At 51.0% G+C, this 15,987-nt stretch carries 12 protein-coding genes; 8 read left to right on the forward strand and 4 right to left on the reverse strand.

The window, feature by feature from the left end:
• Positions 1-78: 78 nt before the first annotated feature.
• Positions 79-1,611, reverse strand: coding sequence for a carotenoid isomerase (gene crtH / locus H6G89_RS24560; RefSeq protein WP_190511406.1), 1,533 nt, complete (start codon positions 1,609-1,611; stop codon positions 79-81).
• A gap of 913 nt (positions 1,612-2,524) precedes the next feature.
• Between crtH and upp the strand changes: the two genes are divergently transcribed.
• The 3 genes from upp to H6G89_RS24575 all read left to right on the forward strand — a co-directional run bounded on the left by upp (position 2,525) and on the right by H6G89_RS24575 (position 4,061).
• A complete protein-coding gene (gene upp / locus H6G89_RS24565; RefSeq protein ID WP_190511408.1) occupies positions 2,525-3,175 on the forward strand; it encodes a uracil phosphoribosyltransferase in 651 nt (216 codons plus the stop codon).
• A 180-nt stretch (positions 3,176-3,355) separates the two neighbouring features.
• Positions 3,356-3,691 carry a hypothetical protein gene (locus H6G89_RS24570; RefSeq protein WP_190511410.1) on the forward strand — a complete coding sequence of 112 codons (336 nt, stop codon included), beginning with the start codon at positions 3,356-3,358 and terminating at the stop codon, positions 3,689-3,691.
• 112 nt (positions 3,692-3,803) lie between these two features.
• A complete protein-coding gene (locus H6G89_RS24575) occupies positions 3,804-4,061 on the forward strand; it encodes a YggT family protein (RefSeq protein ID WP_190511412.1) in 258 nt (85 codons plus the stop codon).
• A 111-nt stretch (positions 4,062-4,172) separates the two neighbouring features.
• Here H6G89_RS24575 and H6G89_RS24580 read toward each other — a convergent pair whose 3' ends face one another.
• Positions 4,173-4,607, reverse strand: coding sequence for a hypothetical protein (locus H6G89_RS24580; protein WP_190511414.1), 435 nt, complete (start codon positions 4,605-4,607; stop codon positions 4,173-4,175).
• A gap of 255 nt (positions 4,608-4,862) precedes the next feature.
• Between H6G89_RS24580 and H6G89_RS24585 the strand changes: the two genes are divergently transcribed.
• Positions 4,863-5,531 carry a hypothetical protein gene (locus H6G89_RS24585; protein ID WP_190511416.1) on the forward strand — a complete coding sequence of 223 codons (669 nt, stop codon included), beginning with the start codon at positions 4,863-4,865 and terminating at the stop codon, positions 5,529-5,531.
• 80 nt (positions 5,532-5,611) lie between these two features.
• On the opposite strand, the gene H6G89_RS24590 is transcribed toward H6G89_RS24585, so the two are convergent.
• Entirely contained in the window at positions 5,612-6,475 is an 864-nt protein-coding gene (locus H6G89_RS24590) for a shikimate dehydrogenase (RefSeq protein WP_190511418.1), read from the reverse strand.
• Between the two features lie 296 nt (positions 6,476-6,771).
• Between H6G89_RS24590 and H6G89_RS24595 the strand changes: the two genes are divergently transcribed.
• The 4 genes from H6G89_RS24595 (at position 6,772) to H6G89_RS24610 (ending at position 13,139) form a co-directional block, all read left to right on the forward strand.
• Complete coding sequence (locus H6G89_RS24595) at positions 6,772-8,946, forward strand: CHASE2 domain-containing protein (RefSeq protein WP_190511420.1); 2,175 nt, start codon at positions 6,772-6,774, stop codon at positions 8,944-8,946.
• A 5-nt stretch (positions 8,947-8,951) separates the two neighbouring features.
• On the forward strand, positions 8,952-10,274 hold the full coding sequence (locus H6G89_RS24600) for an ATP-dependent DNA helicase (protein ID WP_199336908.1): 1,323 nt from the start codon (positions 8,952-8,954) through the stop codon (positions 10,272-10,274).
• Positions 10,275-10,463: 189 nt separating this feature from the next.
• Positions 10,464-11,864, forward strand: a complete 1,401-nt coding sequence (locus H6G89_RS24605; RefSeq protein WP_242060106.1) for a hypothetical protein — start codon at positions 10,464-10,466, stop codon at positions 11,862-11,864.
• A gap of 120 nt (positions 11,865-11,984) precedes the next feature.
• On the forward strand, positions 11,985-13,139 hold the full coding sequence (locus H6G89_RS24610) for a ligand-binding sensor domain-containing protein (RefSeq protein WP_190511422.1): 1,155 nt from the start codon (positions 11,985-11,987) through the stop codon (positions 13,137-13,139).
• On the opposite strand, the gene H6G89_RS24615 is transcribed toward H6G89_RS24610, so the two are convergent.
• On the reverse strand, positions 13,136-15,322 hold the full coding sequence (locus tag H6G89_RS24615) for a CHASE2 domain-containing protein (protein ID WP_190511423.1): 2,187 nt from the start codon (positions 15,320-15,322) through the stop codon (positions 13,136-13,138). The genes H6G89_RS24610 and H6G89_RS24615 overlap by 4 nt on opposite strands.
• Positions 15,323-15,987 lie beyond the last annotated feature (665 nt).

Below are 15,987 nucleotides of genomic sequence, written 5' to 3' on the forward strand. Positions count from 1 at the left end.
GAGGATCAGTTCTTGTCTTTTCCTTCCCCGTTTTATCCTTTATTTTTTATCCCTTATCCTTTATCCCGTCTCTCCTCCCTACAGTCCCAAATCAACGGCAATCCGATGAGCGCAGGCAAATCCCGAAAATGCCACAGCATTTAGCCCCTGTCCAGGGAAGGTGCTGTCTCCCACGCAATACAGTCCGGGTACGGCGGTGCGGTTAAAAGGCATTCCCAACAAGCCCATCAACTTGCGACTGGGGATGGGACCATAGGTGCCATCATCCCGTCCCAAAAATCGGCGATGCGTCCGGGGAGTCCCTGCCTCCTGATAGTCCAGGGCATCAGAGACACCAGGAAAGATCTTGTTGAGGCGATCGATCAGGCGATTTGCGGTCTGCTCCTTTTTGTGTTGATAGTCAGTCGTGGTTAACCCCTGCCAGTCTTCAATCCAACTGGGGGTGAAGACATGCAGAATGTGGTGATTGGGTGGGGCAAGACTGGGATCAAGCAACGTTGGAATTGAGACAAAAACCGTGCCTTCTGCCGCTTCAAGGTTTGTCCAATCCTCCAACAAAATGTGGTGACACTCGGTTCCCACAGGCAAGGCATCGGCTTTGATGCCCAGGTGTAAGCTAAAAAAGCTGGGGGATTTTTGGTAGCGTTGCTGCCACTTTTGCTCAGAGCGGGGCATTGCCGTGGGCAAGAGTTTCTCAAAGGTGTCCCACCGAGTCGCATTCGAGACAACTCGCTTTGCTCGATACACGTCACCCGATGCGAGGCGTACCCCAACTGCCCGCCCATTCTCTTGCAAAATCTCAGTGACTCTGGCTTTGTATTGAATTTGGCTTCCGGCTTTTTCCAACCCTTCCACTAGCTTTTGAGCGATCTGCCCAACTCCGCCTTTGGGATAGTTGATGCCGCCATAGTGGCGATCGCTAAACACCATGCCAGCGTTAATCATTGGGGTGCGATCGGCAGGAACCACTGACCAGCAGTAGCACTCCATATCGATAAACTTCAGCAACATCGGATCACTGATGTAGCGACGGGCAATATCTCCAACATTCTGCGGCAGGTATTTCACTAACCCTAGACAAGCCAGAGGATGCTGAAAGAAGACCCGTGTTAAATAACGGGGTTCCTCCAGCGAGAGCAAGTCCATCGCGTTGAGGCAATTAAACACCGTCCAACACTCATCGTAGAACTTGCGAATTCCCTGCTTTTCATGGGGAAAGTAAGCCGTTAACTCCTGCAAAAACTTCTCATAGTCGCGGTGTACCTTCAGATCCAATCCCTGCGGCAGATGGTAGTGAATCTGCACTGGATCAGGGATCGTTTCCAAACTGACATTCACCGCTTGTAGCGCACGAGTCAGCAGATTTGTAGTGCCGCGATCGCCAAACCCAAAAATCATCGACGCCCCAACATCAAAGCGATAGCCATTGCGCTCAAAATAACCCGCACTGCCTCCGGGAATTAAATACCGCTCTAGCACTAGGACATTAGCCCCTTTAGCCGCTAACTGGGTCGCAGTCACCAGTCCACCAATGCCAGAGCCAATCACAATCACATCGTAGACTTCGGTAGATGGTGATGCAGCACGAGAAACTTCAGAAACGGCAGCCATAGCTTAAGGAGAACCACGATCATCAACAGTTATCAGTGTAAGGGATGGAGGGTGCTGGGGTAATGGAGTGATGAAGTCGAAGGCTAAAGCCTAACCTGATACCGATTTAATGTTTGATTGTGGCAGATCACTGGGTAGGGGCGTTTCGCGAAACGCCCTTACGGAATTATGTGCAGCGAAGCCAATTCAAATTGGTATGAGTTCGGGATAAAGATTTTGGCGGGTAAAACCACAGCTACAAGAGCAAACCGACCTGCATCGGTTCGGTAAATCCTTGATTTTCCATCGTCCACGCAGGCAGACTTGGCTCCCATAACGGCGAACTCATTCGCCAGATGTAGAACCCAAATTGAAGCTAAAGCCTCACTTCCCTCCCATTCCTCTACTCCCTTACTCCTCTCCTTCCCTACTCCCTCACTTCCCCACTCCCCATTCCCAAAAAAAGGGGGATCAGTCTGCCGACCAACCCCACCTGCCGATCCTTTGAGAGGAGAACACTAAAATTAAGTCTATGCTTGTTGAGAAATACTGTCAACAGATAAGCATTCTTATCGAATCTATTCCGACAGTCTGTTCAATAGCCTACAGACACTGTTCATCCAAGGTAAGGCGATGACGGATGGGTTTGAAGCCAAGCCAAAACATATTGTGTTGAGATTCTGTCAAGTGATAAAGCTTATCTGCTCAATACTCCACCTGCCCCGATATCGTTACTTCGCCAACAGATCTGTAGTAGCCGTCTGAGAATAATTAGCAGTAAACGTTTGAGCTTGTTAGAGTAACTCGTCATTAAAACTAATTTGTTTAACTGCACTCTGGTATGAATAGATATGTTTCAATCGCCGGAAAAGAGTATGATAATGCAGATTTCCGAGCATCATTTTCTGCTGTTTTCTCTTGTCTTTTCCCTCCGATGGCTCTCAAACTGCGTGTCCATGTTCCGCCTCACCCTCTCATTAAGCACTGGCTGGGGGTGACTCGCGATGAAGCAACTCCATCTGTGTTGTTTCGGAGTGCAATGACTGAGTTAGGGCGTTGGTTGACCTACGAAGCGATTCGCGAATGGTTGCCAACAATCGATACTACCGTGCAAACGCCGTTAGCTCCCTGTCCAGCCACCTTTGTTAATCCAGAAACACCGATCGCCATCGTGCCTATTCTCAGGGCTGGACTAGCGTTGATGGAAGGAGCACAGGCGTTATTGCCACTGGCATCGATTTACCACATTGGTATGGTGCGCGATGAGGAAACGTTGGAGGCGACCTGCTATGTCAATAAACTGCCCAGTCAATTTGCACCTGAAACCCGAGTTCTGATCAGTGAGCCAATGCTGGCAACAGGCGGTACTCTGATAGCGGTCATGGCAGAACTCGTTCAACGGGGGGTTGATCCTGCACTGGTGCGGATTATCTCAGTGGTCACGGCTCCTCCTGCGCTACAGAAATTGGGAGGTCTTTATCCCGATCTCACCATCTTTACGGCAACTATTGACGAGGGGTTAAACGATAAGGGGTTTATCGTACCTGGATTGGGAGATGCGGGCGATCGCACCTTTGGCACATAACAGGCACGCCAGAAAGCACAGCCTCAGTCGCCCCTTTGGTACATTCCCTGTTCTGCTGATTGTCATAGGCATTTTGGGCAGCAAGCGGGTAAGCTGAGAACAATAAAGCGATACAACCGTTGGAATGATTAGGTCATCATTACTTTGTCGAGATTAGCTGAATTACTATTTGATCCAGTCATGAGTCAAGATAACTTTGTCGGTGGATTTCTTACAGGGGCTGTTGTTGGGGGTGTCGTTGGTGGCATCCTGGGCGTTTTGATTGCTTCAAAGGTCGCCAATGCAGATGCGGCTACTTCAGAAGAAACCTTTCCTAAACTGAGCACCAAACCTAATAAGGGCCGTAGAGGTCAACTCAAACCACCTACTGAGCAAAGTATTGAGCTTGCCCGCCGTGGTTTAGAGGACAAGATCGCTCAACTCAATGAGGCGATTGATGATGTGCGTCAACAGTTGGGTGGAGTCAACGGTACGCCCAGAGAATCAGGTGAAAAGGCGATCGCCAGAGATTCCTGAAAAAAGATCCAGGCTAAAAATCTCTGCTCCAAGATGTGACGTGAATTTATGCATATCGGTTAGACTAGGCTTAGTGTTAAACAATTAGCCCTATCGTTTTCAAGGCAAGTTTATGTCACTGGTTGGCGAGTCCCTAACTTACTTCTTGACCTTCTACTCAGTCTTGTTGCTGATTCGTGTGCTGCTGACCTGGTTCCCTAATGTGAACTGGTTTAGCCCACCGTTTAGCTGGCTCAGTCAAATCACCGATCCCTACCTCAACATCTTCCGTTCGATCATTCCTCCCCTGGGCGGCATTGACTTCTCACCAATGCTGGCAATTTTCGCGATTCAGCTACTGGCTAGAACCCTTGGAGAAATTCCTGTCTAAAAGTCAGGGGTAATTTTGTAAACAAGCTTTCTAAAATTTAACCCTCCAAAGAAAGTTTTGGAGGGTTTGTCTGCATGCAAGATTCTGTCAAGGGCGGCTGTGTAATTCAAACTATCGGCGCACTTTACCTGCAAAGCCCGACGCTTTGAATTGCTTGAGTTGCAGTGGCGTGGGTTGGTTTGCAGCAACACTGATGCGTAACTCAAAATCACTCACACCTGGCGGCACTTCTTCAATCGAACCGAGTCGGGTACGGTTTTGCATCACCGGGTTGTTGTTGGCATCGTAAACACGCCCAAACACATCGGCGTTGTAGACGGGCTTGCCAGAGTCGTTTTGGGCTTTGCCTGTAATCAGGAAACAATTGGCTTCCATGCTGGTTCCCCCAGAGGTGACCGACCCCTCCGCCATCTCAGCGGGACAATCATGATAGGTCAGGTCAATCAATTTAATCTGGGTGAGGGCGATCGCATCCTGTGTGGTGACGAAGCTAAATAGCCAGAGACAGCAGGATAAGAACGCGAGGGTGAGGGCTCGAAATGACATAGGTGATGGATAGATCTGGCTGAGACGGTTAGGTAGACGTTAGAGCATCGACAATTAGAGACTCTATCCCTCAGATTACCGTAGGTCGGTCAGTCCTAACTTGAAGAATCGTGGCACCTTACCAGAGACGATACGCACTCAGGCATATTTGTAATAATTAGAGTTACTACGTTACAATAAGCTACTCAACAGCCGTAGCCGAGGTAGTGGAGTACTGTCTTTCGGTTAGCCAGGCAACTTGACGGTAATGAGTCCATGACTGATGCTGAGATTGAAGCAGCCTTAGCCATCGCATTCAGCCAATGTGAAGCGGCAGGGATTCCCCTCAAAGGACAGCAAAAGGCGATTTTGCTCCAAGTCATGGCGCGAATTTTGCGAAATAGCACAGCAAATACTAACGGGGAGTCACGCTCCAACCCATCCAATGACAGCACCCCAAACCCCCTGGAAGACCTAACCCAAAGCCAGCGTCAGGCACTTCTGCAATTCATTCAAGAGCGAGATACACAGACCTATCCCTGGAAGATTCAACTGTTGAATGACTGGCTTCAAGGTCAGGATTCTGGCTCTGTGCAGTTTGTCCGCGAAGAACTAGGGTTGCAATGGCTGGAGCAGGTTCAACCTGTCCATATTGCTCAATATACTGACAAACTCAACCTGAAGCTAAAGGTGGGCGATCGCATTGAAGTCTCCAATAGTCTGTGGGAATGGGTACAGGACGATGGTCCCTGTTGCCGGGAGTGGTATCCCTGTACAGTAGTGGCGATCGCAGAGGAAACATTCGATGCCGCCACTGAAGACTCCGACCAAGATGACTCCAGCCTATCTACAAGCTGTACTGTCCGGTTTGACAACGGCAGCGAGTATGAGATTCAAGCCATCTATAGCTGGAACCAATATCAGTGGCGTTGGGCAAGCGCATGAGATGACAGGGGTTATCGGGTGGAGGGGCTTCACTGACTGATGCAGACTCGTACCCTACGATGTTCCTCTCGTCCAGACTCCTACTTTCCCTGAAGTTGCTCCAACAGGGATTGCCGCATCGTGTCCACAGGGACGGGTTGCTGCAACCACAATTCCAGAGCGGCGGCTCCCTGTTGCACCAACATCTCTAGCCCATCACAGGCGATCGCCCCCCTTGATTGAGCCAGTTGCAAAAATTGGGTAGGGCGTGGAGTGTAGATCAGGTCATAGGCGATCGCCCCTGGTTGCAGCGATTCGATCTCGGCCTGACTTAGCGGTGTCTCCTCTACCTTGGGATGCATCCCAATGGGGGTAGTGTTCACGACCAGACTGGCTTGAGGCAGCAGAACGGGCAACTCACTCCAGGGATAAACCGAGAGTCGCGGCACCAGAGTAGAGTCTTGCCAACTGGCATGAAACGCTTCTAATTTCTTGGGATCACGCCCCACAACCCAAGTATCAGCGCACCCCAACTGAGCACACCCCGCTACGACTGCCCTGGCAGAGCCGCCGTTGCCCAAGACCAGGGCGATCGCCCCTTGCCAATCCCGATTCATCGCCTTGAGGGGAGCCATAAACCCAATCACATCTGTATTGGTGCCCCACCATCCCTGATCTGTCCAGGCAACGGTGTTGACTGCACCAATCACCTGCGCCACCTCCGAGATTCCGCTCAACAGGGGCATCACCGTCTGCTTGTGGGGAATCGTCACGTTAAACCCCTGCACCCCGATCGCTTGAAATCCGGCGATCGCTGGCTTGAGCTGATCAGGAGCAACCGGGAAGGGGAGGTAGATGTAATCGGCTCCCAGTTGGGCGATCGCTGCATTGTGCATGACTGGCGATAGGGAATGTGCCACCGGATAACCCACCACCCCCAGCAATTTTGTCGTTCCCAAAATCATAGATTAGTCGTTCTAAACATCACAGACATACCACTGCCCATAGGCTTAAATAAAAGTGGGAGATTGATAGTCTTGACCTGATCAGGATTTAGTAAAGCTATATAGATTTAGTAGGGCTATATAAGTGTTAGGGTGAGCGCAAGCATAAATCATCAACACGGGATAGACTAGATCTCTCAAACAGATATCTTACTACTCGTCGTTTGCTTGGGCTTCTTTGACTTCCATCTGGAATGAGGTGTCAGACCCCCTAGAGTTGTGTGTCAAAATCAGTAAACGATGCATATTCAGTTACCATGCTGGGAACGTTGCTAGGTGGGCGATATAAAATTACTGCGATTTTAGGAGCTGGCGGCTTTGGTCAGACCTATATGGCAGAAGATACCGAACGTCCAGGCAACCCTCTCTGTGTGGTCAAGCAGTTTAAGCCAGCCAGCCAGGATTCGCGGTTTTTAGAAGTTGCTCGTCGTCTGTTTCACACGGAGGTTGAAACCCTGCGACGGTTGGGGCAGCACGATCGCATCCCAGAGCTGTACGGTTTTTTTGAGGAAGACCAGGAGTTTTATCTGGCGCAGGAATTTATTGATGGCACGCCCCTCAGCGACGAGTTTATTCGCAATGGACGGTTGAGCGAGGCAGATATTATCGAGTTGCTCAAAGATGTGTTGGCAACGCTGGAGTTCGTCCACACCAATCGAGTGATTCACCGCGATATCAAACCTGCCAACCTGATTCGCCGCAAGAGTGACGGCAAGATTGTCCTGATTGACTTTGGGGCAGTTAAAGAAATTCAGACGCAACTGGTTGGTGAATCAGGGCAAAGTAGCTTTACTGTTGGGATCGGTACTCAGGGCTACACTCCAGCAGAACAGTTGGCAGGCAAACCCCGGTTTTGTAGCGACATTTATGCACTGGGAATCACGGCAATTCAAGGGCTAACCGGGTTACAACCTTCGCAACTGGGCGAAGACCCCGATGACTCGGAGCTAATGTGGCGAGAGCATGTCACGATCAGCCCCGGATTAGAATTCATCCTTGATCGTATGGTGCGCTACCACTACAGCCAGCGTTACCAATCGGCAGCAGATGTGCTCACGGCACTCCAACGCATGTCAGAACTGCCCACTGACATTACCCAGGTTTCTCCATCACTCTTGCTGCCAGAGGCACTCCTGCGACAAGAAACGTTTCTTGACTCGCCATACGATTGGCGGAGCAAACTTAAACAGGGACTAAAAGTTGTGGCGATCGCCAGTGTTGCGATCGGTGGCTTAGTGTTGGGTATGCGGCAGTTGGGTGGACTGCAAGGGCTAGAGTTGGCAGCCTATGACCAGATGGTGCGTCTGCGCCCAGAATTGGCAGTTGACCCTCGCTTGCTGATTGTTGAGATTTCAGAACCCGATTTGCGAACCTTGCAACGAGCAACCCCCTCTGATGAGGATGTCGCCAAAGTGTTGGCAAACCTGCAAGAACATGAGCCACGAGTCATCGGCTTAGACCTTTATCGCGATCTGCCCCAAGACCCCGGACGTGAGCAGCTTTTGGCTCAATTAGAGCCACCCAACGTCATCGCCATTACGAATCTGGGCAATCCCCCTAATTCTGACAAAGTACCGCCTCCACCCGGTGTCCCCCCAGAGCGGGTCGGCTTCAACGATATTCCGATTGACCCCGATGGCATTGTCCGTCGCAACCTGTTATTTGCCAGCATTGATGGCACCGTCTATCACTCGTTTGCGCTACGTCTGGCGTTGTCCTACCTGGAAAAAGACAACATTCTACCGCGCAACAGTCGTCAAAACCCAGACTACATCGAGGTTAACAACGTCACATTTCCTATCCTGCAACCCAATGATGGCAGCTATCAAGGAGTGGATAGCGCGGGCTATCAAATCTTGCTGAACTATCGCGCATCGCAGGTTGCGCAACAGGTTTCGTTTACCGATGTCCTGGCAGGGAACATTGATCCTGATTTGGTGCGAGATAAGGTGGTGTTGATCGGCACAACCGCCCAAAGTAGCCGCGATGTGTTTGGCACACCCTACAGTGCTGGGCAGGAACAAGAGTTCAAGATGGCTGGGGTGGTGGTTCATGCTCAGATGGTGAGCCAACTGCTGAGTACTGTGTTAGACGGCAGACCTCTAGTCTGGTTTTTTCCAGACTGGCTAGAGGGTGTGTGGATCGTCGGTTGGGCAGTGGTTGGCGGCAGTCTTGCCTGGTGGATGCGTCATCCCGTGTTATTAGCGACCAACAGTGCTGCATTGTTGGTGGTGTTAACGGGTGGTGGGATGCTACTGTTTTTGAATCACACTTGGGTGCCTGTCGTGGCTCCGGCGATCGCCTTTATTGCCACGAATGCGGCTGTGACTGCCTATCGTTCTCACCGGACTCAACAAGAAAAACAGGTCTTAACCCAAATGTTTTGGAAAGATCGTCCGATGGGAAGCCTCAGTCGTCCTAATCAAAAATAGAGGGAATGATGGCGATTCCCACGGTACTTCCTGGCATTACGTTAAGTCGGCAACAGCGTAAAGTGTTGCGGCAACTGGAGAAGTTTACGCGCAGCCGAGAGAAACTGTATCTGCTGACGGGCTATGCCGGAACGGGTAAAACGACGTTGCTGCAAGCCTTGATCAAACGAATGCGCGATCGCGACGATTTCCGCAAAGTCGTCTTTACTGCCTTTAGCAACAAAGCCACTAAGGTTTTAGAGCGCATGTCTGACCAGTGGGATCTGGACATTGACTGTATGACCTGTTGCAAGCTGTTGGGGTTGCGTCCCGACATCGACACTACCACGGGCAAACAGGTCTTTCGAGTCGATCGCACCGGAGAGAACCACTTCGATCGCTATCGTCTGGTGGTCGTAGACGAAGCCTCCATGATCAACGCCGAAATGTGGGAACTGTTGACCACTGCCGTATCGACTCTGACCCAGCAAACCCAGATTCTCTTTGTAGGCGATATTGCTCAGTTACCTCCGGTCAACGAACCCGAATCAAACGTCTTTACCCAGATCTACAACCGCTCAGATTTGACGGAGGTGATGCGCTATGGGGGAGCGATCGCCCTACTGGCTGAAGCCATTCGTAACAACCTCACCGCCCCACAACTTCCCCCCTTTACTACAGACACCAATGGCGATCGCACGGAGGGCACCTTCTGCGTCTCTCCAACCGAGTGGGAACGGCTGTTGATTAAAGCCTTTCAGAGTGAATCGTACCAGAGTGACCCCGATTACGTTAGGGCAGTTGCCTACACCAACAACCGGGTCAATGCTCTCAACCAGCGCATTCGAGAGGCTATCTATGGCGCGCGATCTCCCGGAGATACCCACAAGGGGTCGCCCCGTTTTGTCCCCGGAGAGCGACTCGTTGCCAGTAACCCCTACATGATTCAAGAAAGCGTGATTTTGCAAACCTCCAGTGAGTGTGAGGTGATCGATGTTCATCCGGGGCAACAGGGCAGTTGGGCAGTCTGGTTTTTGCATGTCCTGACGGATGAGGGAAAGTATCGCGATATCACTGTCCTCCATGAAAGCAGCCAGTCCCAATTTCAGAAACTCCTGGAGGTTTACGCCAGTGAAAAGCGATGGCAGGAGTTTTGGGAATTGAAAAATCTCTTTGCTGATTTGAATTACGCCTATTGCCTCACCATTCACAAATCACAAGGCTCAACCTTCCAGAATGTGTTTGTCGATGTGCGGAATGCTCTGATTAACCGCAATATCCGCGAACGCAATCAATTGCTCTATGTCGCGGTCACTCGTGCAGCTAAACGGCTCTTTGTCTGTCTATAGCAGCCGAGGGGTTAGTTAGGCTGGATGACACAACGCACTGTTCTACCCCCTTACTCCCCACTCTCCACTCCCATTCCCCACTCTCTGGTTACAAAAAGTGCAACTCCACCCCAATCATCCTAAACGTTAAATATCGTCTAGAGAAATAGGTTCACATTAGGCGTTTTAGAGCGTTGAAGGAGGATGGCTATGAAGATGAATTTTGAGCAATTTTGGGTTCTGTTGATCTTGGGTTTGTCAGTTGCGTTCGTCACGGCGACAGATGCGATCGCTAGCACTCCCCCCAGACTCCCCTCCGGTGAGAGGACACCCGCTGAGATAGACCCTGACCTGCAATATCAGGAGGTGATTCGCCGCACAGTTGGGATGATTCATAACCCGGAGGCGATCGCCCTGGCAGAACGGGCAGAACTGAACATCCTTGATGTGACCTGGGAGGACACAGCACGCTACTACAACTCAGCGGTAGGACCCAACATCAGTGATCTGACCATTCAGGTGCAGCACCGTGACCCCACTACGGATGCCCTGCGCTTGCATCTGATGCCCGTGATCCGCCACCCCAACTTCTCCGACAGAACGGCAGATATCCCCCTCGATCGCTTCTTTCTCCTGGTGGGCAATGAGCAAGGTGACGACCTGCGGCGCGTGTCGTTGCGTGAGTTTTTGGGGAATATGCGGCAATACCTCAGCGAACCGGATTCATGGGGAGGACGAGAGCGATCGCTGTTAGCCGACCGGGATACCCATGTGCTAGTGAGTGCCCAAGCCTGCTTTTTGCCTGTGCCTCAAGGGGGCATTGCTAAATTCAACCCAGTCTTATTCAACTATCAATCCTCAGCGGGCAATCCAGCCGTATTGACGATTTTGGCCACCCGTGAGGGCACTAGCGTCACGATTATCGACAACCAACGCGACGCTTTTGAAGCAGGTGCAACCTGGGGGCAACGCCTGTTTTTTAACCAAAATGGGGAACGTGCCAGTCTGACAGGTCAACGCATCAGCGATTTTCGCCAGACTGAGGAAGGAAGCAACACTGCACCGCCACTGCCAACTGCCGATGATCAGAGCGGGTTGAATATGGTGATGCTGATTCAAGTGCCTCTACGGCATCGAGAACCGGAATATCGGCAGGGTGCAATATTGGGTGCTGATGTCATGATGGCTCCAGCGGCTCCAATGGGGGCTGCCAGTCGCAGTGATGTCGAAGAGGCTGTGATTGGGCATGGCGAACTGGAGGGACCCTTTACTGAAGTTGATGGGTTGCCTATCGAACGCGACCCTCGTTATCCGATTCGCGTGACGGTGCAGTTCTACAAAGCAACCAGTAATGGCGTCGTCTCAGCCACTGACATCCAACAAATTCGTCAGCAAATTGCACGGGTGTATGACGATGCCGACTATGTTGGCAGTCTGGTGGTGGATGGGGCTAGCGATCGCCCAACAGAGTACGACGGCCCCCATGAGGAGCCAAGTGACTGGTGGCAGGAGTTTTGGCAACGATATGAGCAAAACACGGGGCGATCGCGGACGGAAGCCCTTGAGCTGTTTCGCTGGTTAAGAGGAGAGAGCGATCGCCGGGGTGAATAACAGTTGCAGCTCTACATCTAGAGCCCACAGATGGAGTATGCTGATGCACATAGAAAAATCAGACCGTTTCGAGCATCGGTCAACAATCGGTTCTGTGATTAGCATTTATTCGTGTGCAGCATGGTTACTGTGGCATCTCGATTGCGTATTCCCCGTCGCTTACCAACCACTATCCTTAGTGGGTTCAGTGCGTTTGTAGGGGTAGTTGTCCTCCCATCGCACCTGACCCTGGCATCGATTCCCATTCCGTCGGAGTCTCTACAACTCGCGCAATCGAGCGAGGCTGACGAGTCTGTGGTGCCCGTCTATGAGCTTACCCCTCCCACAATGCAGCCCGCAGCGCAACCAGACAGGATGCAACCAAACGCGGTGTTAGACCATCCCAGTGTCCCATCCACTACCGATGAATACTGGGTCAGTGGTTTGTATCGCGATAACGCTGGTAACTTGTGGGTTGCCTCATGGCAAGGGTTAGCCTGCATTGACCCCAACACAGGGCAAATTTTAAGTCGATTTGTGATTGAAAACAGCACCATTGATGCGATCGCCCAAGATCAGAGCCAACACATTTGGATCGGAGCTTACGATGGCTTAAGGCGAATTGACCCCAATACAGGCATCATCACTCCCCAACCCCTGTCGCTGCCTTCTGAGCATGTTCTGTCTCTGTTAGTCGATCGGCGAGGGTTACTGTGGGTAGGGACAGACTTCGGCTTAGCCTTGGTCAATCCAGAACAAGGCACCTTAGTCACAACCCTCCAAACGTTGCCGGGGGGCACCGCCAGCACACTAGTCCTCGATGGAGAAGGACACCTCTGGGTAGGAACAATCAACGGCTTAGTGCGGATTAATACCGCCAGTGCCTTAGTCATGAGCCAGATGACTCAACTTCCGGGGCAAATTGTGCAAGCCCTCGCTGTCAGCCCAGACAATGCCCTGTGGGTTGGTACACCAGCAGGCTTACTGGTGGTCGATCCAACCACCAATACGGTGGTTCGTAACGTCACCCAATTTCGAGGACGCAGCGTCACCTCCATTCAGTTCGATCGCAGCAATAGCCTATGGGTCGGCACTGAGAATGGGCTGTTTCGGGTCAACCAAAATAATGGTGCCATCATCAGCCAGACCATTGATCTGCCCTCCAGTCAGGTTCTAGATATCATTCCTGATACGGGAAACAAAGTCTGGGTTGGCACGACAGAGGGGCTAGCGTGGATCAGCCAAACGACCGGAGTGACGCGATCGCACCTTGCCTTTAGCCGTCGCAACTTCTAAGGTTCAGACACAACATCGGCTTGAAAAAATTGATAACAATTTTTGCCTAGCCCCTTTGCCTCATACATCGCAATGTCTGCTTTCTTGATGAGTTCGTCCTGATTATGAGTATCACGCGGATAGATACTAATGCCGATGCTGGTGCTCACCAGGATCACCTTTCCGTCTAAAACAAATTGTTGCGTCAGGGTTTGTAGGATTTTGTCAGCCACTCTGGCAATATCCTGTACGCTTGGAATGGCGGGCAACAACACAACAAATTCATCTCCGCCATAGCGAGCAACCGTGTCGCTGCTGCGGAGGCATCGGGTTAACCGTTGAGCAACCGCTTTGAGCAGCAAGTTGCCCATGTCATGTCCATAGGTGTCATTGATTTGCTTAAAGCCATCCAGGTCAAGAAAGAGGAGGGCAACGAGTTGGTCATGCTCCTGCGCCCACTCCAGGGATTGATTCAGGCGATCGCTCAATAGTTCGCGGTTGGGCAATCCAGTCAGAGCATCGTGATACGCCATCCGGCGCAAACGGTCTTCCGCCTGACGCAACTCTGCATTCGAGCGAACAAGTTCTGCGGCAGTGCGCTTTAAGTCCTCCTCCATTTTTTTGCGTTGCGTGATATCACGGATCACCCCCACTAAAAACACGTTTCCTGCGGCATCTTGGTGGAGCGATCGCTTCGTGGCAATGGCATAGGTTACACCGTTGGCATCTGTAAATTCCTCCTCGGCTTCCTGCTCAATACCATCCTTAAACACGAGATTGTCCTGTTGCCAAAAGTGAGCGGCTTGTTCCACAGGCAAAAAGTCGGGTTCAGACCTGTCTAAAAGCTGGTCTAGAGGATAGCCAATAAAGCGGCAGTAAGCCCGATTGAGAACGATCCAGCGATGGTTTTGGTCTTTGACAAAGATCGGATCAGGAATCGTGTTAATCACAGAATTGAGAAATTCCTTTGATTTCTTCAACTCCTCCTGCAAGTAGGCGATGTAGCTGGTCATGGTTACGGCTGAGCCAAACAAAGCCAGCAGAGGTGGCACCAGAGGAATCCACCACTCCAACAAAAACGCAACATAGCAGATGCCGACGAGACTTGCGCCTGCAACTACAATCGCTAATCCCGAGCGCAGGGGCAGTCGCAATCTCCAACTCACACTGGCACCAACCCACGACCAGACGGCAATCCAGAGCAGCTCAAGCGGGTCAGGAATGACTCGAATCAGCGATCGCCCTTCTAAAGCAGCATCCAAAAATTGACTGATGAAATTAGCGTGTAGCTCTACACCAGATACAGGTTGAGCATTACCATCTGTACTGCTGCTGTAGGGGGTGTAAAAGAAATCTTTGAGGCTGGAGGCAGTAGATCCAATCAACACAATGCGATCGCGCAGGAGGGACTCCGAAACCTTGCCCTCTAATACATCAGTCAAAGAGACAGTCGTAAAGCGTGAGTTTGGAGGACTCAAATTAGCCAGGATTTGATATCCACCAATGTCGGCTCGCACATAGCTCCCGTCGTTTGCCTGGAGGCGATCAAAAACACCCTGCCCCAGTTGCAATAGGTCGGGATTATGGGCGGCTGGTTGAGCTGTAATCCCCTCCGTTTCGAGGTAAAGCATCGCCAACTTTAAGGCAAAGCTATCGTGAAATTCACCGTCTACTTTCCAGAACAAGACCGATCGCCGAACCCGGCTATCCACATCCACAACAACGTTGTTAAAGCCAACCTGGTCGAGCTCTGCTAGTGCCGTTGGTGGGGGCACGCCCACACTGGATCCATCTTCAAGCTTTTCAATGCCAATGAGATTGGGGGTGGTTTCAAAGACTCGTTGCAGGTCGGCTTGCCCCTCGCCTACAGGAACATCCCGATAAATATCTAACCCAATGGCACGGGGTTGATAGGACTGAATTCGTTCTAGCAACCTAGCCATTAACGCATCGGTGAGCGGCCATGTTTTCAGTTGGTTAATGTCGGAATCGTCTAGCCCAACAATAACAATGCGATCGTCCGGTAGCTGCGGTGGACGTGATCGAAAGATTTGATCGAGTGCCATTAGCTCTAGGGATTGCAGCGAACCCAAGAGACGCAAAGTAGCCACTAGTGCCGCGACTCCTACGGCAGTAAACCAGACTTTGTGCTCACGCCCAAACCATTGCTTTAAGGCTGTTCCTACAGTGATTGGGTATTTCATGCGCTGCACAATAGCGTCCTGATACTAATAGTGAACACAACGATGAATCGAATGATGAATTTAATAATAAGGAAATCAATATTCCCTCAAATCAGACAACATATAGCCGTAGCCACTTGAGTTAGAACGGGGTACAGAGGTTCCACCCCCTTTGCCCCAAATAAAATGGTGATAGCTATATCTGACAGACCGTCCTTTTATACCGGATGATGAGTTTGCTGTCTGTGACAGGGAAATCATATCAGGTCAAAAAAATTGCCATGCTGTCCGCTAGCAGTTCTGTTCATAACCAGTTTTATAGGTCATCAGTCTTATCAGTAGACAGGTTTCTCCGTAACTAAATCGTGTCCGTAACCAAATCGTGCTCGTAACTAAATCGTGTCCGTAACCAAATCGGTCCGTAACCAAATCGTGTCCGTAACCAAACTGGGGATGACGCTGATGCAAATTCGATCCTTGTTAGAGTTCCCGATTTAGTTCACAGGATTAACGGCAATGCAGAAAACTCAGCATTTGAGTAGAAATTTGTACAGAATGAAGGTGCTGTCGCGATCGCGCAAATGCTGATTACATGAACATTGTAGCGATCGCCCCTGTTTTTCCTATCCCCTCCGACAGAGCTAGACAAGGCACACGAACTACCGTATTCAACCTGGGGGGAGATG

The sequence above is a fragment of the Oscillatoria sp. FACHB-1407 genome (assembly GCF_014697545.1).
In the GTDB taxonomy this organism is placed as follows: Bacteria; Cyanobacteriota; Cyanobacteriia; order Elainellales; family Elainellaceae; genus FACHB-1407.

Coding starts and splice junctions, on each gene's coding strand:
- H6G89_RS24610 (WP_190511422.1), top strand. CDS start 11,985: ATGGTTACTGTGGCATCTCGATTGCGTATTCCCCGTCGCTTACCAACC.
- H6G89_RS24580 (WP_190511414.1), bottom strand. CDS start 4,607: ATGTCATTTCGAGCCCTCACCCTCGCGTTCTTATCCTGCTGTCTCTGG.
- H6G89_RS24605 (WP_242060106.1), top strand. CDS start 10,464: ATGAAGATGAATTTTGAGCAATTTTGGGTTCTGTTGATCTTGGGTTTG.
- H6G89_RS24595 (WP_190511420.1), top strand. CDS start 6,772: ATGCTGGGAACGTTGCTAGGTGGGCGATATAAAATTACTGCGATTTTA.
- H6G89_RS24585 (WP_190511416.1), top strand. CDS start 4,863: ATGACTGATGCTGAGATTGAAGCAGCCTTAGCCATCGCATTCAGCCAA.
- H6G89_RS24570 (WP_190511410.1), top strand. CDS start 3,356: ATGAGTCAAGATAACTTTGTCGGTGGATTTCTTACAGGGGCTGTTGTT.
- H6G89_RS24615 (WP_190511423.1), bottom strand. CDS start 15,322: ATGAAATACCCAATCACTGTAGGAACAGCCTTAAAGCAATGGTTTGGG.
- crtH (WP_190511406.1), bottom strand. CDS start 1,611: ATGGCTGCCGTTTCTGAAGTTTCTCGTGCTGCATCACCATCTACCGAA.
- upp (WP_190511408.1), top strand. CDS start 2,525: ATGGCTCTCAAACTGCGTGTCCATGTTCCGCCTCACCCTCTCATTAAG.
- H6G89_RS24575 (WP_190511412.1), top strand. CDS start 3,804: ATGTCACTGGTTGGCGAGTCCCTAACTTACTTCTTGACCTTCTACTCA.
- H6G89_RS24590 (WP_190511418.1), bottom strand. CDS start 6,475: ATGATTTTGGGAACGACAAAATTGCTGGGGGTGGTGGGTTATCCGGTG.
- H6G89_RS24600 (WP_199336908.1), top strand. CDS start 8,952: ATGATGGCGATTCCCACGGTACTTCCTGGCATTACGTTAAGTCGGCAA.